Source organism: Varibaculum prostatecancerukia (assembly GCF_943169825.2).
In the GTDB taxonomy this organism is placed as follows: domain Bacteria; phylum Actinomycetota; class Actinomycetes; order Actinomycetales; family Actinomycetaceae; genus Varibaculum; species Varibaculum prostatecancerukia.
Window position 1 is genome coordinate 112,434 of sequence record NZ_OW968402.1, and the last position, 20,924, is coordinate 133,357.

Sequence of the window (20,924 nt, forward strand, 5' to 3'; positions counted from 1 at the left end):
CCAATTGAATGGTGGACATGTAAAATGCTAACCTGGGGTTTCAGGGTCATGATGACGCTGAGAAGATCGACAGCCGTTATAGCCATCAATTATCAGTAGAGAAATTGGTGTGCCCTCAAGTAAGAAAGAAATATATGACTGTATCTGAAATTTTAGGTAACGTTGCCGAATTGCCTGCGGCAGATCGCGAGAAACTACAAATTGATTACGTAGTTTTCGATAATGAATCTCGCCTCAAGAGAGTTCAGCGGGCTCGCACTGAATCCGGTCGCGAAATCCCTATCAAGTTTAAGCCGGGATTCCGGGAAATTAAAGACGGCGATATTTTAAGTCGTGAAGGCAATGCGGTAATCGTCGCCAAGATGGAAACCACCGATGTACTGGTTATCAAACCGAAGACTATCCGGGAAATGGGCGTCGTCGCGCACACCCTGGGAAATCGTCATATGCAAGCGCAGTTCTTTGATGTAGACAGCCAATTTGGGGCGCCAGTAATGGTGGTGCGTTACGACCACACCGTTGAGGACTATCTAGATCACGTCAAAGTAGACTATGAACGCGGTGATTACGTGATGCCCGAAGCTTTCCGTCATGCTGAGCACACCCACTGATATTCGGCGGAAACTGGTAACTTGGCACCTTACCGATTCCGCACTGCCTACTGGAGGATTTGCCCACTCCGCTGGTTTAGAAACTTTTGTACAAGATGATCGGGTGGATAACCCGGACAGCTTTTCAAAGTGGTTGCACGGCTACCTGCGACAGGCGAGTTTTAATGACGCGTTAGCTGTCAAATGTGCAGTGCAGTTGTATCAGCGCGAATCCAGCCAGGAAGGTAAACTGGCAGCACTTCGAGATTTAGACACCCTGCTGCACGCTTGCCAAGCGCCGAAACAGGTACGTGCCTCCATGAATTCGATGGGTAAGCGCATGGCTAGAATTGCCTCCTTTATCGCCCCCGACGATTTCCTGGTCAGTCAGTACGCAGCGGCAACCGAGGCACACCAGATGCATGGTAACCCCGGGATTGCCGCGGGCCTCGCTCTAGCGGCCACGGGTATTGGTCTAGAAGATGCCATTTCCGCATATCTAATGCAGATGGCGAACTCGATTACCCAAAACGCTATCCGGGCTATTCCCCTGGGGCAGGATGCGGGGCAGAAAATTTTAGTCGGCGCGTACCCACTTGTGGTGAAGGCAACCGAAATGACCTTGGATCATGATATTAGTGATCTTGGCTGTGTGGCTCCCCAATTGGAGATTGCGCAGATGGCACATGAGGATCTGCGGTCACGAATGTTCATGTCATAGCAAAGTATTTTCTATAGTTTAGAGACAATTTTTATTTTAGAGAGAAGGAAAAAATGAGTGCAATCAAAGTTGGCGTTGGCGGTCCGGTAGGATCGGGTAAAACTGCATTAATTGAAAGAGTTACCCGCGCCCTAGACGGCAAAGTGTCAATGGCGGCAATTACCAACGATATTTACACCACTGAGGACGCGAAAATTCTGGCTCGTGATAGCGTCCTGCCGGAAGACCGGATTATTGGGGTAGAGACTGGGGGTTGCCCCCACACCGCGATCCGCGAAGATACTTCCATGAATGACGCTGCCTACCAGGATTTGATTAAGCGTAACCCGGATCTGGAGTTGGTCTTCATCGAGTCGGGTGGCGATAATCTTTCCGCTACGTTCAGCCCGGAACTGGTGGACTTTTCGATTTACATCATTGACGTTGCCCAGGGTGAAAAGATTCCTCGGAAAGCAGGGCAAGGGATGATTAAGTCCGATCTTTTCGTTATCAATAAGACCGATTTGGCTCCCCATGTCGGTGCGGATCTAAATGTAATGGTCGAAGATTCGAAGGTTTTTCGTAAAGACAAACCCTTCGTATTGACGGATCTGAAAACGGACGAGGGTCTAGATGGCGTCTTGGACTGGATTCGCCATGAAGTACTAATGCAGGATCTCGTCTAATGCAGATTCCCAGCGGAGTCTTTATTCATAATCCACCGCATGAAGAAATCGGGGTTTTAGAACTAGGGGTGGCAGTCAGCGGCGGAAAGTCGATTGCCACCCGCCAGTTCAATACCCGGGCAATGAAAATCATTCGCCCGCATTACCTCGATGACTCCGGGCAGGTTTATTACATTATCGCTAATCCGGGCGGCGGTTACCTGGGTGGAGATGCCTATCGCATGGATATCAGCGTTGCGGAGGGCGCCTCGCTATTGCTGACAGATCAATCAGCTACCAAGGTGTACCGCACCCCGGGTGATTTTGCGGTGCAAAATATCCATTTCACGGTGGAGGATGACGCAGTATTCGAGTATATTCCGAACCAGTTAATTCTGTATCGGGGAGCTGATTTTCGCCAGCACATAACCGCGAATATCTCTGAAAAGGGTTCGCTGTTCATGGCGGACATCATCACTCCCGGCTGGTCACCGGATGGTAGTCTATTTAGCTATGAACAGGCCAGACTCCGCAATCAGATAACTGTTGGCGAGGAATTGGCGCTGGTAGACAACTTGCGGATTAATCCCACCCTAGCTGATTTTAGTGACGATAAAGATTTCTTTATGGCTGGGCGAACCCACGTGGCAACTGCTATCTGTTTTGACCCCGGGGTTGATTCGGACCTAATAGACGAGGTTAAGACGCTGGTAAAGGAACGTTGTGCAGCTAACCCCGATATGACGGGTGCGCTTAGTGAATGTGACCGTCCTGGTTTCATGTTGCGAGCATTAGGCAGCAGAACTGAAGAACTACATAGCCTAATCCTGGCGGCAGCGGATCACGTACGGTTGAAGTTGCGGGGGCAAGGTCCGATAGATCTGCGTCAATACTGAGTGCTAGTTCTGGTGGGTGACGCCCATCCAGTGCAGTAGTTTGTGGATGTCATCGTTAGCGATGGCGTATTTGATACTGCGCCCCTGCCGGGCAGACTTTACGACACCGACCTTTTCCATCGCTCGTAGCGAGGCGGACACTGTGGCCATCTGCAAGTTGGTAGCCTCAGCTAGCTCGGTGACTGTATAAACGTATTGACCGGCAAAGTGAATAGAAGTTAGTAGTTTCAGTCTGGTGGGGTCCCCTAAAATTTTAAATGTCGGCGACCATTCTTGGGCCAACGTAAGATTTTCTGACAGCTGAGCCATAGATTTTCTCCTAGCCTGGTTGCCCAATTCAGTTCGAGCTATTTACTGCTTTAGGGTAAAAAGCCTTAGTTAAAACCCTGGCGGCCTTGCAATAATAGATTGCCTAAGCCGCCAGGGATTAACTATTAGTTAATGATTAAGGTATCGAGTTGGTAGCACGCTGAGCCAGCGTTAACCACTTACTCGGTGGCGGTTAGCGCTGGTTAGAGTCGTTAGCAACCAGAACCGTCAGCACCGTGCAGAGCACAGTCTGAATAATGGTGAAAGCGGTGTTCCAACCAACCTGTCCGGTCTGGAAGTTATGGGACGCCGCAAAGATTCCCATTAATATAGCGACGAGAGCAAAGCTCAGAATTACCTGCCGCGAACGTGACATTTGATTTCCTCCATGAAGGTAATATACGAAATACTATTATCTCGGGTTAAAGGACAAAAAGTTTATTGCTCCGAGAGTACGGTTCCCTTCTTCCCAATTTCAGCCTAATAGGCATATAGGTAATTATAGGTGATGAAAAGCAAGTTTTCCCAATATCGACGATTTTGTGGTAGTAAGAGTTGTCAACCTATGGGGATAGCGAAAATCTTTCGCTGATAATTCGAGATAAGTATTCCTATTTTATCCGATGGGCATCACCCGATCAGCGATTTTGTCGACTAGCAATTGTTCGTGGCTCACCGAAAGTATTCCAATATTTCTCCGCTTGGCTTCCTCGAGCAGAAAGTTCCATATCTGAGCTTGGGAAATAGGGTCAAGCATGGTGGTGATCTCGTCAGCGATAAGATACTTAAGGTCAACGCGCAAGGCTCGGGCGATACAAAAACGTTGAATTTCACCACCTGAAAGTTCGCTGGGGTAACGATTCAGCCAGCTGCGCTCAATGCCGAGCCCCTCCAGCAGGCGCTCATCAATATCGCCAGCTTCCCGCAAACTTTCACCCAGTTTTAGCCGCGGGTCAACAGATTGCTCCGGATGCTGCCAGATTAGCTGTACCGGGCGAGCCTGGCGACGCGGCAGGGGCTGGCCACCGATTAGAACGCTACCTTTTTGGGGAGTTAAAAAACCGGTTAGCAACTTGCAAATAGTGGTTTTTCCTTGGCCACTGGGGCCGAATAGGGTTACTTTTTCTCCCGGATTAACCTGCAGATTAAAGTCTTGTACTACCGGTTTGTTTTTACGGTACTCAAACCAAATATGACTAGCGACCAGGCTCATTTCCCCTCACCTCCCAGGGATTCCTCTTTATAGGCAGCAGGGTTTGCGCACCGCACCATGGCCTTACCAATCCGCAGAGAGGCAATCTCTTCGTTGCAAGCATCGATCTTCCAGGGGCAGCGGGAGCTAAAGGGACAGCCAGAATAGCTTCCAGGTAGGGGTTGGTTCCCAGGATAGGGGGCGAAACCGCGTCCCGGCAAGGACCTAAGAAGGGCGCGAGTGTAAGGATGGTAGGGGCCGCCAGTCGGCGTGCTGGTATCTTGCCACTCTTTTATCAAACCAACCTCTAGGGTGGTGCCGGCATAGAAAACCGAAGCCCGGTCTGCGTAGCGCAGCGCCAATTCCACGTCGTGAGTGATGATTAGTACCGCATTTCCCGCGTCCGCGAACTTGCGTAAATCCTGCATTACTAGCTCCGCTAACTCAGCATGTAAGCCGGGTGTGGGTTCGTCAGCTACAATCAACTGTGGTTTGGCTAGGAGAGCCGCCGCGATTAGAACTCGGCGCGCCATTCCCCCCGAAATCTCAAATGGAAACTTGTCGGCGGTATCTTGCGGTAACTGGTAGCGCTCAAAAATGCGCCGCATCGCTTCGGGATCGCATCCCTTTTCGCCCCTGACTTGGCGGCCGATCTTCATTAGGGGATCCAAGCTGTTTACGCTTTGGGGAATCAAAGCAACTTCCTTGCCCGCCAGAGCTGAAAGCGTATCAGCGCTGAGTTTTTTCCCGCGGTATTCGATATCACCGGCAACGTAGGCAGCGGGGGAGCTAATCCCTAAAATCGCTTCAGCCAGCAGGCTCTTACCCGATCCGCTGGAGCCGATGACGGCTAGAATCTCACCAGGACGAACGCGGGCGTGCAGCCGAGAAATCACATTTATGATTTCACCGTCTTTAGCGGGGAAACCGATTGATAAATCGTTTATTGCCAGTATTGGTTGTTTGCTCATTGTCCGCCCCTTAACAGGACGCGCACTGCTCGTGCAAAGGCGTCAAAGATTAAGACTACGACCAGCAAAGCTACACCGGGGAAAATTGCCGACCACCACATACCGGCGCCAATATATCCAATTGATTCGCTCAAAATAACCCCGATAGCAGGCGAGTCGGGGGGAAGGCCGAAACCTAAAAACGTAATCGCAGCTTCGTGCATAATCGCGTGGGGGAATAGCAAAATCGCGCCCACCATCGCTTGCGGAGCCAAGGCTCGCCAATAGTGGGTAGTGGCCAGCTGCCAGGGGTTTCGTCCCAAGGCTTGTGCGCTCGCGATGTAAATAGATTCTTTGACTTGTAGCACTTCCGAGCGCACTACCCGGGCTAAGGAAGGCCAGTGGGTTACGGCCACTCCAATCGCTACTCCCCAAAAACCGCGTCCTAAAGCAATCGAAATCAAAATGAGTAGAAGAAGGTGGGGAATCCCCAGCACCAGGTCGATTAGCCAGGTAATGACGGAGTCCACCCAGGAGGGGCCGATAGCCGCCAGCACCCCTAAAATCACCGCGATTAGCGCGCTGATTAAGGAAGCGATGATACCGATAAGGATGGAGGTAGACAGCCCGGCGAAGGTACGGGCGAAAATATCGCGTCCCATCCAATCGGTACCGAATAAATTCTTGAGGTTTGGCGCCAGGCCAGTGCGGGTGAAATTGGCGGTGGTGGCGGTATCTCTAAGCGCGATCCCAATACCCACTATTACTACCAAAACCGCCAAAGTTAGCACTGCTTGCCGCATAGCCACCTTGGGGTTGGCTAACCGAGGTAGGTTAGGTAGATGGAAAATGTGTTTATCCGCAGGAATGCTTTTGTTTATAGTCTTTTTATTATTAACTGATTTAGCCACGCTGACCCCGCCTTATTCGCGGATCTACCACCCCATATAGCAAGGTGGCGATGGTATTGCCAGTAAAGACTACTGCCGTGGTTATTACCGATATTCCGGCTAAGAGGGCGGTATCGGATCCTAAGCCTGCTGTAACGGTGGCTTGACCCAGACCGGGATAGCTAAATACTTGTTCTACCAGAATTGAGCCCCCGAAAACCTCGGCTAGCGAAGCAAATTGTAAGGTTATCGCGGGTAAGGAGATATTGCGTAGTCCATGACGCCGGACAGCTTGCCACTTGGATTCCCCGCGTGCCTTCGCATAGAGGAAAAAGTCTGAGTCCATGACGTCTACTAGCTTTTGACGAGTGTGCAGCGTGATATTTGCGATACTTACTACGCTTAGGGTTGCTGCTGGCAGGACTGCGTGATTTAGGGAATCCCAGATGGTCACGTCAGCCGCATCAACCCCAACGGGAGCAGCGAAACCGGAAGGAAACCAGCCCAGCCAGACCGCGAACAGCATCAATACCAGCATTCCCAGCCAAAATGTGGGTGTCGAAGCCAGCCCATAGCAGACGGTGGTGATTATGCGGTCAATGATTTTATTCCGTTTAGTTCCGGCGATTACCCCCAGGGTAAAACCGAGAACCCCAGAAAGCACCCAGGCCGTAGCCAAAAGTAAAACCGAGTTGGAAAACTTTGTCCAGATGACTTCGGAGACGGGTGCGTTATAACGCAAAGAAATACCCATATCCCCTTGCAGGAAGGCAGTGAACCAGGAGGTGTAGCGCTCCCATATCGGGATGTTCTGACCCCAGTAGGCACTTAAATTAGCGCGCTGCTCTGGGCTCATATTTTGGACGGCGACCGAACCGTAGTTAGCCTGTACCGGGTCAATAGGCGAAAGCGAGATTAGCCAGAAAACAATCAGCGATACTCCCAGCATCAAAAGTATGAGCTTGACTATCGCAACCAGCGAAAAACGCAAGAACCACGGAACTTTAGGGGAAGAATCGGCTAGGTGAGCCACCTTCTTTGGTGGCTCACCTAGCGATTCAGCGGAATGTTTTACTTCCAAGACCACTGATCCACGTTGTTAACGAGAGACCAGCCGTGACCGTGTGGGTGTGGTTTTTGATCGGCGATCTGCAAACCATCACGAACAAAATAGAGGTGATCAACGTTAGCTAACCATACCCAAGAGGCGGCACCGTCAATACCAGGACCTTCCGGACCCACTTGGGCTGCCTGGAATTCGCGGTTAGATTCCTCCCGGTCATTGGTAGTAATCGCCTTCTTCAGGTGCTCATCTACGGTTTTGTTGGAGTAGAGCGAGAAGTTGCCCCAACCCTTTGAATACAGCACGTTGTAGACCTCGCTTGGGGAGTTGGAGCCCCAACCCCAAAGAATCGGATCGGAGTAGCTAAGGCCGTAAATATCATCCCAAGGTTTTCCGACCGGGTTTACCTTTACACCGATTTCCTTCATCTGGTTAGCAAAATCAGCTGCTATCGCCTGTCGGGTTGAGTCAGAGGAGGGGTAAATCAGGTTAAACTCTGCGCGTAACCCGTCTTTGACAAGAATTCCGTCAGAGCCAGCCTTCCAGCCGTCATCTGCCAAAAGCTTCTTAGCCTTATTGACATCAGTCTTGAAAGCGGCTTTGTCGCTAGACCAGGGCATGCGATCCGATACGCCGAACGCTGGGGTTCCGTGCCCTTTGAGTACGTTCTTAACCATCTTGTCGCGGTCAACCGCGTAGTTCAGCGCTTTCCGAAGCGCCAGATTCGCGGTTACATCATTACCAGACTTGTAATCCTTCGAACTGTCATTGAAGGAGTTATCAGCAGGGCGGAAAGTGCCGCCAGCAGGACTTACAGGCAATGAAATGCCGCGAGAGTCTACAGTGGCGTAACTTGCTAACTTAAAGCCATCAACTTTTTGGCCAGCTTTTGGCGCAAAAACGTAAGCGACATCCACGTCACCCGCACGCGCCGCTGCCAGCGCGGGATCCTCATCCATAAAGGTGGCGATTAGCTTCTTCATCTTCGGTTTTTCGCCGTAATAATCCGGGTTCGCAGTAAAGATTGCCTGCTGTCCCTTATCCCACTGTTTTAGGATGTAACGTCCAGACCCGATGGGCTTGGCGCCATAGGAGGGGCCGTAGCCAGCTTCGGGTACAATACCCAGCACGGCAAGAGTGTAAAGCAAGGTGTTATTTGGCTCTTTCATCTTGATGGTGACGTTGGTGTCATCATCAGCGACGGCTTCTTTCACACCGGTTAGTTCGCAGACAGCACCGGGATCTTTAAGCATAGTGTTGATGGTGAAGGCCACATCGGAGGCTTTCAGTTTGGCACCATTGCTGAACTTAACGTCATCGCGAATCTTGAAGTGCCAAGACATTCCATCGTCGGCCATTTTGTACTCAGTGGCCAGATCGTTGACAAAGTTCATGTCTTTATCGGTATTGACCAGCGTAGACTGAATCAGCGGCTCGTGGACGTGACCACCGCAGCCCCAGCCCTTAATCGGGTCGAAGCCGGTTTCAAGCTCTGATTCTTTAGTCAGAGCGACCCGTACTTCATCTTTATTTTTTCCGGAATCACCAGAACCGGCAGAACCTGCCCCGGAGGAGCAGCCGGCAAGCAGGAGAGCCCCGGCGCCTAACACCGCCCCAATCTTCAAGGGGGTTAATTTAAGTCGTGAAAACATAGAAACCTCAAACTTTCATGAAAATAATCAATTGAGTGATTGAATTATATCAGAGATTCGAGATGTGCTGATAATTCGGCGTACCTTATGCCTATTTCACTTGCAGCGGGGTTATGTGGACGTAGGAGAGAGATTTACTGTCAACTCCATTATTACCCCCGAGCGGCTCCTCACCATCGCCGCTTTAAGTCAATCCTGCTCGCGTCCGAAAACTTTAGCTAATTACTACTGGTCGGCTGCGTTTAGGGCTTCGATGGGGCTGGCCTTGGCGGCACGCCTACCGGGTAGCACCGATGCTAAGAAACAAAAGAGTTCGGTTACCAGCACCACTAGCCCCACCCAGACCCAAGGGATCTGAAGCTCAATATTCTTTTGCGAGATTATGCCGGCAAACGGCATACATTGCATCACGAACCAGGAGAAGAGCGTAGATAGAGCCACGCCTACCACCAGAGCACCTAGCCCGATCAGGGTGCCTTCAATAATCAACATCCGTCTTATTTGGGTGCGAGTCGCGCCTACTGCCCGCAGCAACGCATTTTCCTGCGCGCGATCAACCACCGACAAGCTGAGAGTATTGGCCACCCCTACCAAGGCGACGATGGCAGAAATCCCCAGTAGGCACAGCAGGATCAACATCATCACTCGCAAAACCATGGTGACAATGGAAGAAATCATTGCGGAGCTTTCGAAGCTTGCCGATTCAATTTTCCAGAACTGGTTAGTAAAGTCTTGAATCGTCTGGATCGTGTCGCTGGCGCCCCGCGACAAATCGAACTTTGCGATTACCCCATAGGTTTGAGCTTTTACTCCGGAAGCGGTTAGCTCTTTAAAGTCTGCCTGGGAGAGTACTCCGTAGATGGCGCTGTAATCAGCGGGGAAACCGCTGGCAGTCTTAGGCATGGCTTTCGCCTTGACGGTCAGTTTCTTGCCCGTTTTGAAATTAAGATTAACTGGGTCTGATACCGGAGCTTCTACCTCTCCTACCAGCCACATTTCTCCGGGTTGTGGTTGCTGGATACTTTTCCGGGTCAAGGAATTAACGTTTTCTGGCAGGGTGACCAACACGAGCGAGAAGGGACGCAGACTTTCCTTCTCTGTGTTTTCCTGGTTCTCTGTATCCGCGGATTCTGCGTTTTCATCAGGATTCTCTGTTGAGGCAGCGCTCTCCGCATCCGCAGATCCGGCGCTTTCACCAGTATCTTCCGTCCAGGCACCGTCCCCTGCATCCTCGGGAGAGGTGCCTGTCAGCTGCTCCTCGGTGAGCGCGCTGCCCTGTGCGTTCGTAATCGTGTCCGCAACTATGCCCGGCATTTTTCCAACGTTGCTAACACCCTCAACCTGGGAAGCTTTCTTTATTTCGTTCTGGGTCAAAGGGATGCTCGGGTTGGGATATACCAGGGAATAGTCAACCGAGAAACGCCGGTTGATCTCATCATTTACGGTTTTTTGTACCGAGGCGGTACCAATCAAAATGGTAGACATCAAAGTAACCCCTAGCACCAGGGCAGTGGCGGTCGCTCCGGTGCGATGCGGATCCCTTTTCACGTTTTCACCAGCTAGTTTAGCGGTCGCATACTTGCGGGCAAACGGGCGGGTAAATAGGGCGGTAAATGCCGGCAATAGGAAACGGCAAATCATTAAGGCCGCACACATCAGGATGAGGGCGCCAGCGATGGCGGCTCCCAAAGCTATCGCCTGTTCCGTCCCGTCCTCGCTACCGCGATTATTCCAGGCCAAAACCCACATTCCGCCCCCGGCCACTGCCAGGAATGCGGTCAGAATCCAGTGGAAAATATGCCGCTTGGGTTTGCCTTTCTTATTAAGCTCCTGGGTATTGAGCGCCGCAATCGGGCGGATCTTCCCGAGTCCCAAAGTAGGACGCAAAGCACCAATAAGCGGTACTAGAATCCCCGTAGCCAAAGACAAGACCACCGGGAAAATCCCGGTTACTTCCAGGGTTTGCGACAAAGAGCCAATCATGCCGGTGCCGTAGACCAGGGCAATTGACCCCAACCACCCAATCAGAGTCCCGGTTAGCGCGGAAACTATTCCTACCAGTAGACATTCTAAGAACGCCGCCCGGCGTACCTGCGCGACGGTAGCGCCTACGCAGCGCAGCAGCGCGGTCTCTCGCCTTCTCCTAGCCAGCACCACCTGAAAAGTAACCGAAACAATCCCGATACAGACCAGCACCGCCAGGAGCGGGAAAAATAAGACGACCGCCTGTAAGGCGATTTGTTCGGCATTCCCGGCAGTGGTTTCGCTTTGTTTTTGGGTTACGGTAACTACCGCTAAATCCTGGCTGAGCAGCTGTTTATCATTTAGATATTGCCCCAGCTTTCGGGCGAGCTTCGCCGGATCCTGCTGAGTGTGCACCAATATCTGGTTAACTCCCATTTCAGTGGCTTGCGCTAGATGTTTTGCCAGGTCTGGGGAGAGGTACACGTCAGGAACCTGACCGATATACATGGAGGCATCCCGGCGTACGATCCCGCTGACCGTAACTTTTTGGGTTGTGGGTTTCGCGTCCTTGTCATCGTAGGCGGGTGGAACCTGGATTTCGATAGTGTCGCCCACGCCCACTCCAGTTTTCTCTAAATAGCTTTCTCCCAGGGCAATCTGATTTTTCCCAGTAGGTTCTTTACCTTCGCTAAGGGGAGGGCGGTAGAACTGCGGCGAAAATAGCCCCACGCCTTGAATCTGCACGGATTTGTTCCCGATGGTAGCTCCGACCCAGGTCTGATAAACCGGCTGTAATTCTAGGTCGGTCCCATTCGCCTGGCGAATCCCGGCGCGGTCGGCCAGGATTGCTGGTAGCGGGTCCTTTTTAATCTTTTCGGCATCCACGGTGCCATTTACGGGGCTCGTGAATCTTCGTCAAAACTTCCGTAGGTAATTACTACCTGGGTGTTCTTCATCATTTGGGTTTCGCCGGCACCGATGACCCAACCCATCACGGATCCAAAAGAGCTGGCGAGACAAATAAAAATACAGCAGATGATAATAGCGCAGGCAGTAGCAATATATTGCCGGGCATGGGCTTTCAGATTGGCTTTAGTTAGGAAACGCATTTAGATCACCTGGGAAAGTTGCCCGCGAGTGGGGTGAGAAAGTTCTTGAGTGATTTTGCCGTCTTTGACGATTAACACTCGGTCGGCGACGGCGGCGGCACTAGGGTCGTGGGTAACCATCACCACGGATTGCCCCAGGTCACTGGCGGCGCTGCGTAGCAGTTTCAGCACTTCCTGCGAGGAGGTCGAATCCAAGTTTCCGGTGGGCTCGTCGGCCACTAGCAGGGCAGGCTTAGTAATCAGGGCGCGCGCGACTGCCACCCGCTGCTGCTGTCCCCCGGAGAGTTCGGAGGGCTTATGGGTGAGCCGGTCTTTCAAATTTAGGATTTCAATAATCTGGTTTTCCCAGGTGGCAGAGGTTTGCTTACCTGCCAATAGCTGGGGGAGCCGGATATTTTCCAAGGCAGTCAGCGTAGGCATTAGGTTGAAAGATTGAAACACGAACCCGATGTGGTCACGCCGGAACTGGGTGAGAGTCTTATCGTTCATTTTGGCCAGGTCTTTACCTGCTACCGTCACCGTTCCTTTGGTGACGCTGTCTAGACCCGCCAAACAATGCAGGAGCGTAGATTTACCGGAGCCGGAAGGACCCACAATCGCGGTGAACTGTCCGAAATAGATTTGCAGATCGACACCGTCGAGGGCGCGCACCTCGGTTTCGCCCTGCCGATAGATTTTATAAACGTCATTCAGTTTTACTACCGGGGATCCTTGCGCGGCGCTGGAGCTACTAGGAGCAGCGCTAGTGTGCGGCTGCGGCACCGCACTGCTGGGTTTTTCGGGCAATGAGGAGGTATCCGCGCGGTGACGGAGCGGCTGCGCGGGATCCGTTTGGGGCTCAGCGATCTGGGTTTCTGGTAGTTGCGTAGCCGCTTGGGATCCTGATGGTACCGGCTGAGGGGGCTCGGGAGTGGCGAGAGGCTGCGGGGAGGCCAGAGGGGGTTGTTGCGGGCTAGCTACCGCCGGTATTGGCTGCACGCTCGGTTGCGGCTGAGCGAAAGTCGGGTTTACCGGCTGCGGAGTTTGGGAGATAGCCGGATTCGCTGCCTGGTAGCTGTTGACCTGTGGAGGTAGCGGACTTACCGCTTGGGGAACACCGGCCTGCCCGGGAAGGACGTTGCCGGACTGGCGGGCCGGGAAAGCCCTCTGCGGTGCCGGCTGAACTTGAGGTTTAACCGCTGGCATTCCCGCAGGGGGAGCTGCGGGAGCAGGCGGCGCGGCATGGCGCGGCTTTTGGTAGCGGTGGAACTCCTCGGGAGTTGCTGGCTGATCGGGCTGATTATTATTCACCGGTTTACCTTTCGTTTTCTGGCAAAAAGTTTGCTGCGATTTCACTAGAGATTTCAGAAGTTTTTTGAAGTTTCTTTGGATAAAGCAGCCGGATGGTAGTGCCGTACCTGCTGCTTAGATTTTAACTGCTGGCGTTTAAAATGCGGGATTATCTCGGTGTTTTTCACTCGGGTGAGCGTCATAAATACCAGGGCTTGCAGAGCTAACACCCCGATGATCATCCAGGTGAGAGGGGCTATTGCCGAGGTGATTATTTCCCAAATGCTTATCGGAGGCGAAAAGGTCATCGAGATGGCAGAGATAAACAGCAGGAGGGCGCATCCGGCAAGTAGTAAAAACCCAAAAGCATAAACCAGGATCATTTCCCACATCCGCGCCCTCCAAATAACTGCAGGTGGGCACCCTAGTTTTAGCAACAGATTGGTTTGCAGTTGCTGGCGGCGGTTGGAAGCCATCACCGTGGTGGCCAGGGAGAAGGCGGTAATCACTGCCACTGCGGCCGCAGTCAAGAGCAACCCGGTTTTCACGTCTTGCTGCACTAGCTGCAACAGTAAGTAATGCAGCTGCAAAGTCGCCTGAGACTCACTATCTATGCTGTTAGAGCGAGTTTCAAGGCTTAAAGAGTCGCTATAGCTGTCTGCTGCCGCCAGAAAAGCTAGGGAGAGCAGATAGGTGGCGGCCAGAGAAAGCACCGGTGCCAACGCAATCCAAATTCGGGAGGCATGCGCGCGGATCGCGCGGGCAGCCAAAAGCACTGCGGGGTAGCGACTAAAAGTTAAAGGCCAACAAATCAAGGTCAGCACTTTGGCGGGCAGCGAAAACACCAGCACCCAAAGGAAAGCCAGCATCATGATGGGCGCTAAGGCTAGTGCCGATAATCCGGCGATCACCATTCCAGCTAGCAGAATCGGTATTGCCAGCACGATTAACCAGAAAATAGCGGTGTTACGGGTGGAACCTTTAAACCAGGAGGAAATAAAAGAAATATTGAAGCGGCGGCGGGTTTCCGCGGGAATTCCCCGCTGTTGGCGCAATAGTAGAGTGATTTTCCAGATCGGGATCAGCAAGAGTACAACCAGGGACAGGAGCAGAATCCACCAAGGGGGTAGCAGGTCTTTGGCGGTGGGATTAATACCGAGAATCTGGATATTTTCAAGGAGTGGCAAAGAGAGCGCGTAAACTGCGGCACCCAGCACAAATCCGGTAAAAATATAGCTATAAATCGAATAGCAGCTAAAGAAAAAACGAGTTCTGGCGCTCGCTCCCAAGCGATACAAACTGACCAGAGCATCCCCTAAACGCTGCTCATCTAGCTCCAGACGGTTCCACCACAGCGCAATCAGCGGAAAGGTGATCAGCAGAGTGGCGAAAACAAACAATGAAATATAGATGACAGACACGGCCTCGTGCTCATAGCTACGGGTATGGCTGGGCAAGACGGCGAGGGCGCGCCCCAAAGTATCTGCCCCCTGAGGTAATATCCATAAACGCCTGACCAGAAAAGCATGAATCCCGCCGAGTACGGCTAACAGGCAGTAACAGGTGATGGCGGCCGATAGTATCGAGACCGCTTGAGCGGGACGATCCTTAAAACCTCGCCCTCGCCAGAAGATAATAATTCGTCCCAGAGTCATTTATGCGTCCTCGACCTGAAATACGGTTTCTGAGGTAGATTCGCGCCGACTGTCTTGGGCAATTAATCCATCTCGCAGGGTGATGATTCGCCGGCACCACGACGCTACCTGCGGATTAACGGTAGAAACTAAGAGAGTGGCGCGGGTGCGCGCCGCCGCCAGTGATAACGCCTGCATCGCTTCTTGCCCCGCAACCGGATCCAGCAGCGCAGTGGGTTGATCAGCAACAATCACCTGGGGGCGGGTCACTAAAGCGCGGGCGATGGCTACCCGCGCGTCCAAGGCCGGGCTGAGTGCGGCAGTTAATTGCCGGCTAATTTCTTCCAACCCCAGACGTTGCAACTCTTTCAAGGCACGCTGTTTTGCTTCTGCGCGTCCAAAACCTTGCAACAGTAGCGGTAAAGCCACATTTTCTACTACTTGCAGTTCGGGAAGCAGTTGTTCGGATTGGAAAATAAAACCGAAACGCTCCCGGCGCAGCGCCTGCAACTGACGCCGCGACATTTCTGATAAATCCCGGCCATCTAAGAACACTGCCCCCGAGGACGGACGCACAATCCCACTGAGCAAATACAGGAGGGTGGTTTTTCCGGCTTGAGTCGGCCCGGTAATCGCCACCTGCTCACCCTCGCCAATAGTTAAATCAATATCGGCTAACACCGTATGGGAGCCGTAGATCTTGGTAAGCCCCTGGGTTTGAATCAACATAACACTATCTTGACGGTTTTCTTAGCGCGAGAACAGCGGGTACAAACTACTTTTAAGGTAGAGCTGGCACTACCCTAAAGGTAGTCAGCGGGCGGTGTTCTTTACCGGGAGCGTCCTCCTAAAATATAGGTATGCAGCGAACTGATCCCTATTTTCGCGGGGTAACTTACCACCGAAGCTCCCTGGTACGTTCCAGCCTGAGGCTGGGGGTACCTTTCCTAGCGATTGAGCTATTTTCGCTGGTGGTACACGTGGGGGCAATGCTGGTGATGTTCCGGCGCTCGCGGACGGTACTTTCCCACTACACGGCGGCGGTGCGTTACCGCGCGAGCGCCATGCTGGGGCGGCAAGATGCTGCTATCTGGCATTTTTGGCAGGTTCCCGGCGGGGAAACGATTCTAGAAAGAGATGATCATAGTACTGCGGAATACATAAATTCCCGTTCCATCCCGATTTTCCTGTTTTGCTTGCTGGCAAATTTGGTTGCCTCTTTTCCGTTGCTCAATTTATTGATCCTGGCCCTTACGAATCTCCTGGGATTCAGAAACTTCAGTGACCAGCGTGCATATCTGGCATTGATTATGTTATGGCTGCTGTTTGCACTGGCCAGCGGAATTTACGCGCGGTTGGTTTTTACTATTGCCACTACCGGTCCGTTAAGTGCGGAGGAAATTGTTCAATTGCATCGCTCGCGCCGGGAAATAGTCGATGCTTTCGAGATTGAACGTCGCCGTATTGAACGGGATCTGCATGATGGTGCCCAACAATACCTAGTGGCAGCCTCCATGAAAGTGGGTGAGGCGGAACTAAACCTAGAAATGCTGGCCTCCTCGGAATCTTCGGAAGAACCTGGGGAGTGTACGGATGGGGAAGGCGCGAATAGGAACTACTCCGATGGGGGAAGCACGGAGGATTCCGGTACGCGCGCGCAGATACAACAGATTTTAGGTTTATTGCGGGAAGCGCAAGACGCCAATGACCAAGCTTTAGCGGCGCTGCGACGTACAGTTGCCGGGGTACATCCGAAAGTACTTTCCGATAAGGGGCTGGCCGAGGCAGTACGCGATGTTTGTGCTGAATCTCCTTTGAAAGTGGATGTCCGGATGCCCTTTGAGCTGCCCAAGCTGCCGCCGGGAGCTGCCGCTGCCGCCTACTACCTGGTATGTGAGTCCCTCACTAACGTGGCAAAATATGCACCCCAAGCCGAGGTTTCAGTATTGGTGGTAGCCGGTTCTTCCCTGGTAGTTTCGATTACCGATAATGGAGCCGGCGGGGCAAGTATTAACCCCGGGCATGGCTTGGCCGGTTTGCAGGCGCGCCTGGAAGCCTTCGGGGGAACTTTGCGGGTAATTTCCCCGACCGGCGGACCAACTACGGTGCGCGGGGAGATTCCGATTCTAGTATCCGCGAAGGAGACAGTATGAAAATCATCTTGGCTGATGACGCAACTTTGATCCGAGAAGGATTAGCCGGGCTGCTCGAGCGCCTAGGACATCAAGTAATCGCCCAAGCCGAGGACGCGCCCGGACTGATTGCGGCGGTGACACAGGCGGGTCAGGCTGGTCAGCTCCCGGATGTGCTGGTAACCGATGTGCGGATGCCTCCCGGCATGAGCGATGATGGCTTGCGCGCCGCGGTAAAGATTCGCGAAGAGTACCCCGACCTGGGGATTATGGTGCTTAGTCAATACGTGGCCCCGGCCTACGCGGCGCAACTTTTTAGCGCCGATCAGCTGCCCCCACCCGGACAACACGCAGCTGGTACCGGGTATCTGCTGAAAGAGCGGGTGTCGCGGGTTGCCGATTTCTTGAACGCTCTGAAAACCGTGGCCAGCGGTGGGGTAGTAGTAGATCCGGAAGTAGCAGTGAAACTGGTGCGGGAACGCGGCTCCGCCCTCGCCAGCCTCACTGCCCGGGAAAGCGAAGTCTTAGGGCTAATGGCGCAAGGTTTATCCAATGAGGAAATCGCGAAGAAACTATTCCTCTCTGGTGCCTCGGTGGCAAAACATATCGCCAATGTGTTTATGAAACTGGGACTGACTCCCGATGAACCCAACCGTCGGGTGCGCGCCGTCCTCGCTTATCTAACTGCCACCGGTTTGCAGTCCTAGTATTTCCCAGTGTCCTACCCCGGTTAACGCGATGTTAAACCATTTTTACTTAAGTAGAGTCAGTAATAGCTCGCCTAGATTAACCAGAAAGTGATAGCAAAATGGATATGGATAATCGAGTCTTTGCGCATCGCGGCTTAAATGCCTTAGCCCCTGAAAATACGATGGCCGCTTTTCGGAAAGTGGTCGAGCACGGTCTGAACTGGATTGAAACCGATGTTGATATTTTGGGGGATGGAACCGTAATCATCTGCCATGACACCACTTTGGATCGCACCACCAATAAATCCGGCGGTTACTACGGACTCACTGCCACCGATCTGGAATCGATTGATGCCGGCAGCTGGTTTAGCCCCGAATTTGCAGGCGAGAAGCTCCCCACCCTGCAGCAACTGGTGGACTTTATGAACGAGACCGGGTTAAACGCCAATATTGAAATTAAATCCAATGAAGCGGGCGCGACCATGACCCGTCAGCTAATTCGCGCGGTAATCAAAGAACTGGGACGGCTTGACGGTCCGGATGTGATTGTTTCCTGCTTTAACCACGTATTACTATCGGAGTTTCACGCCTTGGCACCGGAGATCCCGTTAGGGTGCCTATATGAAACCTGCTCGCTGCATGATGATTGGCGCTCGGTGTTAGAACTGGTGGGCGCCAGCTATATTCATCCCGAAGATACCGGATTAACCCGCGAAAAAGTGCGAGCCTTCCGGGATGCCGGATTCGGAGTCAACGTGTGGACGGTTAACTCCCCGGCGCGGGCCAATGAACTATTTAATTGGGGTGCAACCGGTATTTTCACCGATGTAGCGCATTTAATTCCCCGCCGCTAGTTAGCGTCGGCCGCTACCCACACCGGCTCGGGTTCTAGATTTACGTTGAACTTGGCTTTTACTTTTTCTTGTATCGCGCGCGCTAGCTCCACAATGTCGCGAGAAGTGGCATGATTGCGGTTGGTAAGCGCCAGAACGTGCTTGGAAGAAAGCGCAGCCCTTACCGCGCCCTCCGCTTGATTTGCAGTGGGGAGGGCGAATCCTTTTTCCAATCCCGCGTGCGAAATTAGCCAGGTGGCAGAGGTTTTTATTTGCCCCTCTACTTGGGGAGCCTCGCCGGTCACCGCGTTGCGTAACTGCAGATTAAACACCGGGAAACGCGGCGCCTGAGGAGGAAGCTGCTCGGCATCCTCGGTCGAAATAATCGGGTTAGTAAAGAAAGAACCACACGAACGAGTATCCGGATCCGTGGGGTCCAGCACCATCCCTTTGGAGCGCCGCAGCTCCAAAACGGCCTGACGCACCTCGCGCATATCGGCGCGTTCTCCCAGTTTTACCCCCAATTTGGCGGCCAACTGATCATATTCAATCGGTGCCGATAAGGAGGCGTGCGCCAACTGGAAATCCGCAGCTAGTACCACGTAACGTCCGGTATAACCCCAGGTTCGTCCGCCTCCGGCCTCCTCGTCATGCAAAGAACGTTTAATAATCGAAGTGCGATAGCCGAGCTGCAAATCCCCGACTGGTAAAATCCGGATACCATCACGAAGTCGATCGAAAACCCGCACCGTAGACAGGGTTTCGGCGACTTCATGTCCATAGGCGCCAATATTTTGTACCGGGGCTGCCCCCACCGTGCCAGGGATACCTGAGAGGGCCTCTAAACCCATCTGGTCTTCATCAATACAGGCGCATACGAACTCATCCCAGGATTGCCCGGCTGGTGCGCTCACTAGAGCGCCCCCGCAAGCGGTATCTTCACTTACGGTCACCCCACTGCGCAGGTCCTGGACAACCACCAGGTCAGATAGGTCTTCTCCACAAAGCAGATTGGAGCCTCCCCCCAGGATCAGCAGTTTCTCTCCGGAATGGTCAGCCTCCCGCACTGCTGCTACCAGCTCCGCCTCCGTGTCTACCTGGTAAAACGCTTTCGGTTTCCCCCCGGTGCCGATAGTGGTCATGTCCTTTAAAACCGGGATTTCATCGCTCTTATCACTATTTTTTGGGTTTACAGCTTTCCGATACCAAGCAGGAACCGGCCTAGTCGGTTGATGGTCAGCGTGAGGGGCAACCCACTCACAGGAGTCAGTGAAATCGGTTTTTACCATGGTTCTATTCTAGGGCTTCGCTAGCGCCCACACTCCTTCGGCGATCTCCTTATCGCAAATCAAATCGGTGACTACCCCGGCATTAAGAGCTCCCAGCAGGGATTGAGCTTTAGCTTTACCAGCAACAACGCAAAATCGACGAGGGATACGCCGCAACTGTTCCGGGCTTGGTCCGGTGGCACGTTTATTTATAGCAATGTCACTCCAGGAGCCATCAGGCCTGATTAGCACGGTACACACATCCCCGACCACTTTATCTAGCGCCAATTTATTTAGTTCACTGCGCGTGAGGTAACCGGAGGCATACACGTGGGAGGGGATTTCAGCGTGCAGCGCTCCCACGCTAAACACCGCCAAGGTGCATTTATGTTGCCAGTTTAGGACACGCTGCACCGCGCCCTCACGCCAAAGAGCCTCTTTAGTGGCGGGGTCATCGAAAAAGGCGGGTACCGGGAACTGCACGATATTGGCTTTCCACTGGTAGGCCATGCGCGCTAGGATTCCCCCTACGTGTGCGATCCCGGAGGTCTCCGTAGAGGCTGCGCCGTTTAGCTGCACCAAAGTTACGTTGTCCACGTCTTTTTGGGTAATGTGGCCAGCCATCTCGGTGGTGGTGGTCCCCCAGGCGATACCGACTATATCGCCGTCACTTACAATCTGCCCCAAGATTTGCGCAGCGGTTTTTGCCACGGTTTCCAAGATACGGTTTTGGGTAGTGTCGGGGGGTAGCTCCACGATATGCACATTGACTCCAAAGCGTTCTTGCAGCTGGCGCTCTAGGCGGGTATGCGGCATATTCGTGGTTTGCACCGAAATAGTCACGATTCCCCGTTTTCTCGCGTAGGAAAGCAGGCGGGAAACTGTGGAGCGGGAAACTCCCATCCGTCGCCTAATCGCCTCCATGGTTTGCCCTTGCACGTAGTAGGCGAGGGCGGCGCTGCGGGCCACTTCGTCGCGTTTACTGCTATATTCGCTGAGATCAGGGTCTAAGTGCTGTTGATTCTTTGACAAAAATCTCACCTCCGCGCCCAGCGGCGCACGTTTGCTCTCTACGTTGAACATTAATGCTAGAGAGCAAAAAATGAAAGAAGCCATTG

21 protein-coding genes are annotated in these 20,924 nt (G+C 52.9%); 7 read left to right on the top strand and 14 right to left on the bottom strand.

All coding sequences use genetic code 11. From position 1 onward, the window contains the following. The first annotated feature begins 134 nt into the window (after nucleotides 1-134). The 4 genes from KO216_RS00415 to KO216_RS00430 are packed head-to-tail and all read left to right on the top strand — an operon-like array spanning nucleotide 135 to nucleotide 2,851. Nucleotides 135-611, top strand: coding sequence for an urease accessory protein UreE (locus KO216_RS00415; protein ID WP_215522305.1), 477 nt, complete (start codon nucleotides 135-137; stop codon nucleotides 609-611). Beyond that, nucleotides 592-1,311, top strand: coding sequence for an urease accessory protein UreF (locus KO216_RS00420; protein ID WP_215522306.1), 720 nt, complete (start codon nucleotides 592-594; stop codon nucleotides 1,309-1,311). Before KO216_RS00415 ends, KO216_RS00420 begins: the two co-directional genes overlap by 20 nt. Nucleotides 1,312-1,364: 53 nt before the next feature. After that, entirely contained in the window at nucleotides 1,365-1,976 is a 612-nt protein-coding gene (gene ureG, locus KO216_RS00425) for an urease accessory protein UreG (RefSeq protein ID WP_215522307.1), read from the top strand. After that, a complete protein-coding gene (locus tag KO216_RS00430; RefSeq protein WP_215522308.1) occupies nucleotides 1,976-2,851 on the top strand; it encodes an urease accessory protein UreD in 876 nt (291 codons plus the stop codon). The genes ureG and KO216_RS00430 overlap by 1 nt, the downstream gene beginning before the upstream one ends. A gap of 3 nt (nucleotides 2,852-2,854) precedes the next feature. On the opposite strand, the gene KO216_RS00435 is transcribed toward KO216_RS00430, so the two are convergent. From KO216_RS00435 to KO216_RS00490, 12 genes are all read right to left on the bottom strand, one after another. Next, entirely contained in the window at nucleotides 2,855-3,160 is a 306-nt protein-coding gene (locus KO216_RS00435) for an ArsR/SmtB family transcription factor (RefSeq protein ID WP_215522309.1), read from the bottom strand. Nucleotides 3,161-3,353: 193 nt separating this feature from the next. After that, nucleotides 3,354-3,536 (bottom strand): hypothetical protein, encoded by a 183-nt coding sequence (locus KO216_RS00440; RefSeq protein ID WP_215522310.1) that lies wholly within the window; start codon nucleotides 3,534-3,536, stop codon nucleotides 3,354-3,356. Between the two features lie 240 nt (nucleotides 3,537-3,776). Then, nucleotides 3,777-4,373 (bottom strand): ABC transporter ATP-binding protein, encoded by a 597-nt coding sequence (locus KO216_RS00445; RefSeq protein WP_215522311.1) that lies wholly within the window; start codon nucleotides 4,371-4,373, stop codon nucleotides 3,777-3,779. After that, the gene (locus KO216_RS00450) at nucleotides 4,370-5,323 is read right to left on the bottom strand and encodes an ATP-binding cassette domain-containing protein (protein WP_215522312.1); all 954 of its coding nucleotides are present in this window, start codon (nucleotides 5,321-5,323) and stop codon (nucleotides 4,370-4,372) included. The genes KO216_RS00445 and KO216_RS00450 overlap by 4 nt, the downstream gene beginning before the upstream one ends. Next, entirely contained in the window at nucleotides 5,320-6,105 is a 786-nt protein-coding gene (locus KO216_RS00455) for an ABC transporter permease (RefSeq protein ID WP_215522313.1), read from the bottom strand. Before KO216_RS00455 ends, KO216_RS00450 begins: the two co-directional genes overlap by 4 nt. A 100-nt stretch (nucleotides 6,106-6,205) precedes the next feature. Further along, nucleotides 6,206-7,279, bottom strand: coding sequence for an ABC transporter permease (locus tag KO216_RS00460; RefSeq protein WP_215522314.1), 1,074 nt, complete (start codon nucleotides 7,277-7,279; stop codon nucleotides 6,206-6,208). Then, nucleotides 7,264-8,907: an ABC transporter substrate-binding protein gene (locus tag KO216_RS00465; RefSeq protein ID WP_215522315.1), complete on the bottom strand. Its 1,644-nt coding sequence runs from the start codon at nucleotides 8,905-8,907 to the stop codon at nucleotides 7,264-7,266. Before KO216_RS00465 ends, KO216_RS00460 begins: the two co-directional genes overlap by 16 nt. A 225-nt stretch (nucleotides 8,908-9,132) precedes the next feature. Further along, nucleotides 9,133-11,757: an FtsX-like permease family protein gene (locus tag KO216_RS00470; protein WP_215522316.1), complete on the bottom strand. Its 2,625-nt coding sequence runs from the start codon at nucleotides 11,755-11,757 to the stop codon at nucleotides 9,133-9,135. An 8-nt stretch (nucleotides 11,758-11,765) separates the two neighbouring features. After that, on the bottom strand, nucleotides 11,766-11,981 hold the full coding sequence (locus KO216_RS00475) for a hypothetical protein (protein ID WP_215522317.1): 216 nt from the start codon (nucleotides 11,979-11,981) through the stop codon (nucleotides 11,766-11,768). Further along, nucleotides 11,982-12,743 carry an ABC transporter ATP-binding protein gene (locus KO216_RS00480; RefSeq protein WP_374047515.1) on the bottom strand — a complete coding sequence of 254 codons (762 nt, stop codon included), beginning with the start codon at nucleotides 12,741-12,743 and terminating at the stop codon, nucleotides 11,982-11,984. It lies immediately after the preceding gene. A gap of 581 nt (nucleotides 12,744-13,324) precedes the next feature. Then, nucleotides 13,325-14,905 carry a hypothetical protein gene (locus KO216_RS00485; RefSeq protein ID WP_215522318.1) on the bottom strand — a complete coding sequence of 527 codons (1,581 nt, stop codon included), beginning with the start codon at nucleotides 14,903-14,905 and terminating at the stop codon, nucleotides 13,325-13,327. Further along, nucleotides 14,906-15,613 carry an ABC transporter ATP-binding protein gene (locus KO216_RS00490; RefSeq protein WP_215522319.1) on the bottom strand — a complete coding sequence of 236 codons (708 nt, stop codon included), beginning with the start codon at nucleotides 15,611-15,613 and terminating at the stop codon, nucleotides 14,906-14,908. 131 nt (nucleotides 15,614-15,744) lie between these two features. Here KO216_RS00490 and KO216_RS00495 point away from each other — a divergent pair, with 131 nt between their 5' ends. The 3 genes from KO216_RS00495 to KO216_RS00505 all read left to right on the top strand — a co-directional run bounded on the left by KO216_RS00495 (nucleotide 15,745) and on the right by KO216_RS00505 (nucleotide 18,559). After that, a complete protein-coding gene (locus KO216_RS00495) occupies nucleotides 15,745-17,037 on the top strand; it encodes a sensor histidine kinase (protein WP_251451696.1) in 1,293 nt (430 codons plus the stop codon). Further along, the gene (locus KO216_RS00500) at nucleotides 17,034-17,723 is read left to right on the top strand and encodes a response regulator transcription factor (RefSeq protein WP_215522320.1); all 690 of its coding nucleotides are present in this window, start codon (nucleotides 17,034-17,036) and stop codon (nucleotides 17,721-17,723) included. The genes KO216_RS00495 and KO216_RS00500 overlap by 4 nt, the downstream gene beginning before the upstream one ends. 101 nt (nucleotides 17,724-17,824) lie before the next feature. Further along, a complete protein-coding gene (locus KO216_RS00505; RefSeq protein WP_374047490.1) occupies nucleotides 17,825-18,559 on the top strand; it encodes a glycerophosphoryl diester phosphodiesterase in 735 nt (244 codons plus the stop codon). Here the strand turns inward: KO216_RS00505 and KO216_RS00510 are convergent. Further along, nucleotides 18,556-19,827, bottom strand: coding sequence for a UDP-N-acetylmuramate dehydrogenase (locus KO216_RS00510; RefSeq protein ID WP_215522322.1), 1,272 nt, complete (start codon nucleotides 19,825-19,827; stop codon nucleotides 18,556-18,558). The two genes, KO216_RS00505 and KO216_RS00510, sit on opposite strands and share 4 nt — an antisense overlap. Before the next feature lie 9 nt (nucleotides 19,828-19,836). Then, complete coding sequence (locus tag KO216_RS00515; RefSeq protein WP_251451699.1) at nucleotides 19,837-20,838, bottom strand: sugar-binding transcriptional regulator; 1,002 nt, start codon at nucleotides 20,836-20,838, stop codon at nucleotides 19,837-19,839. Nucleotides 20,839-20,924 lie beyond the last annotated feature (86 nt).

Excerpts from the sequence above, each read along its gene's own strand:
- KO216_RS00435 (WP_215522309.1), bottom strand. The coding sequence starts at position 3,160 with ATGGCTCAGCTGTCAGAAAATCTTACGTTGGCCCAAGAATGGTCGCCG.
- KO216_RS00420 (WP_215522306.1), top strand. The coding sequence starts at position 592 with ATGCTGAGCACACCCACTGATATTCGGCGGAAACTGGTAACTTGGCAC.
- KO216_RS00430 (WP_215522308.1), top strand. The coding sequence starts at position 1,976 with ATGCAGATTCCCAGCGGAGTCTTTATTCATAATCCACCGCATGAAGAA.
- KO216_RS00510 (WP_215522322.1), bottom strand. The coding sequence starts at position 19,827 with ATGGTAAAAACCGATTTCACTGACTCCTGTGAGTGGGTTGCCCCTCAC.
- KO216_RS00485 (WP_215522318.1), bottom strand. The coding sequence starts at position 14,905 with ATGACTCTGGGACGAATTATTATCTTCTGGCGAGGGCGAGGTTTTAAG.
- KO216_RS00490 (WP_215522319.1), bottom strand. The coding sequence starts at position 15,613 with ATGTTGATTCAAACCCAGGGGCTTACCAAGATCTACGGCTCCCATACG.
- KO216_RS00505 (WP_374047490.1), top strand. The coding sequence starts at position 17,825 with ATGGATATGGATAATCGAGTCTTTGCGCATCGCGGCTTAAATGCCTTA.
- KO216_RS00415 (WP_215522305.1), top strand. The coding sequence starts at position 135 with ATGACTGTATCTGAAATTTTAGGTAACGTTGCCGAATTGCCTGCGGCA.
- KO216_RS00495 (WP_251451696.1), top strand. The coding sequence starts at position 15,745 with ATGCAGCGAACTGATCCCTATTTTCGCGGGGTAACTTACCACCGAAGC.
- KO216_RS00450 (WP_215522312.1), bottom strand. The coding sequence starts at position 5,323 with ATGAGCAAACAACCAATACTGGCAATAAACGATTTATCAATCGGTTTC.
- KO216_RS00475 (WP_215522317.1), bottom strand. The coding sequence starts at position 11,981 with ATGCGTTTCCTAACTAAAGCCAATCTGAAAGCCCATGCCCGGCAATAT.
- KO216_RS00455 (WP_215522313.1), bottom strand. The coding sequence starts at position 6,105 with ATGCGGCAAGCAGTGCTAACTTTGGCGGTTTTGGTAGTAATAGTGGGT.
- KO216_RS00465 (WP_215522315.1), bottom strand. The coding sequence starts at position 8,907 with ATGTTTTCACGACTTAAATTAACCCCCTTGAAGATTGGGGCGGTGTTA.
- KO216_RS00440 (WP_215522310.1), bottom strand. The coding sequence starts at position 3,536 with ATGTCACGTTCGCGGCAGGTAATTCTGAGCTTTGCTCTCGTCGCTATA.
- KO216_RS00445 (WP_215522311.1), bottom strand. The coding sequence starts at position 4,373 with ATGAGCCTGGTCGCTAGTCATATTTGGTTTGAGTACCGTAAAAACAAA.
- KO216_RS00500 (WP_215522320.1), top strand. The coding sequence starts at position 17,034 with ATGAAAATCATCTTGGCTGATGACGCAACTTTGATCCGAGAAGGATTA.
- ureG (WP_215522307.1), top strand. The coding sequence starts at position 1,365 with ATGAGTGCAATCAAAGTTGGCGTTGGCGGTCCGGTAGGATCGGGTAAA.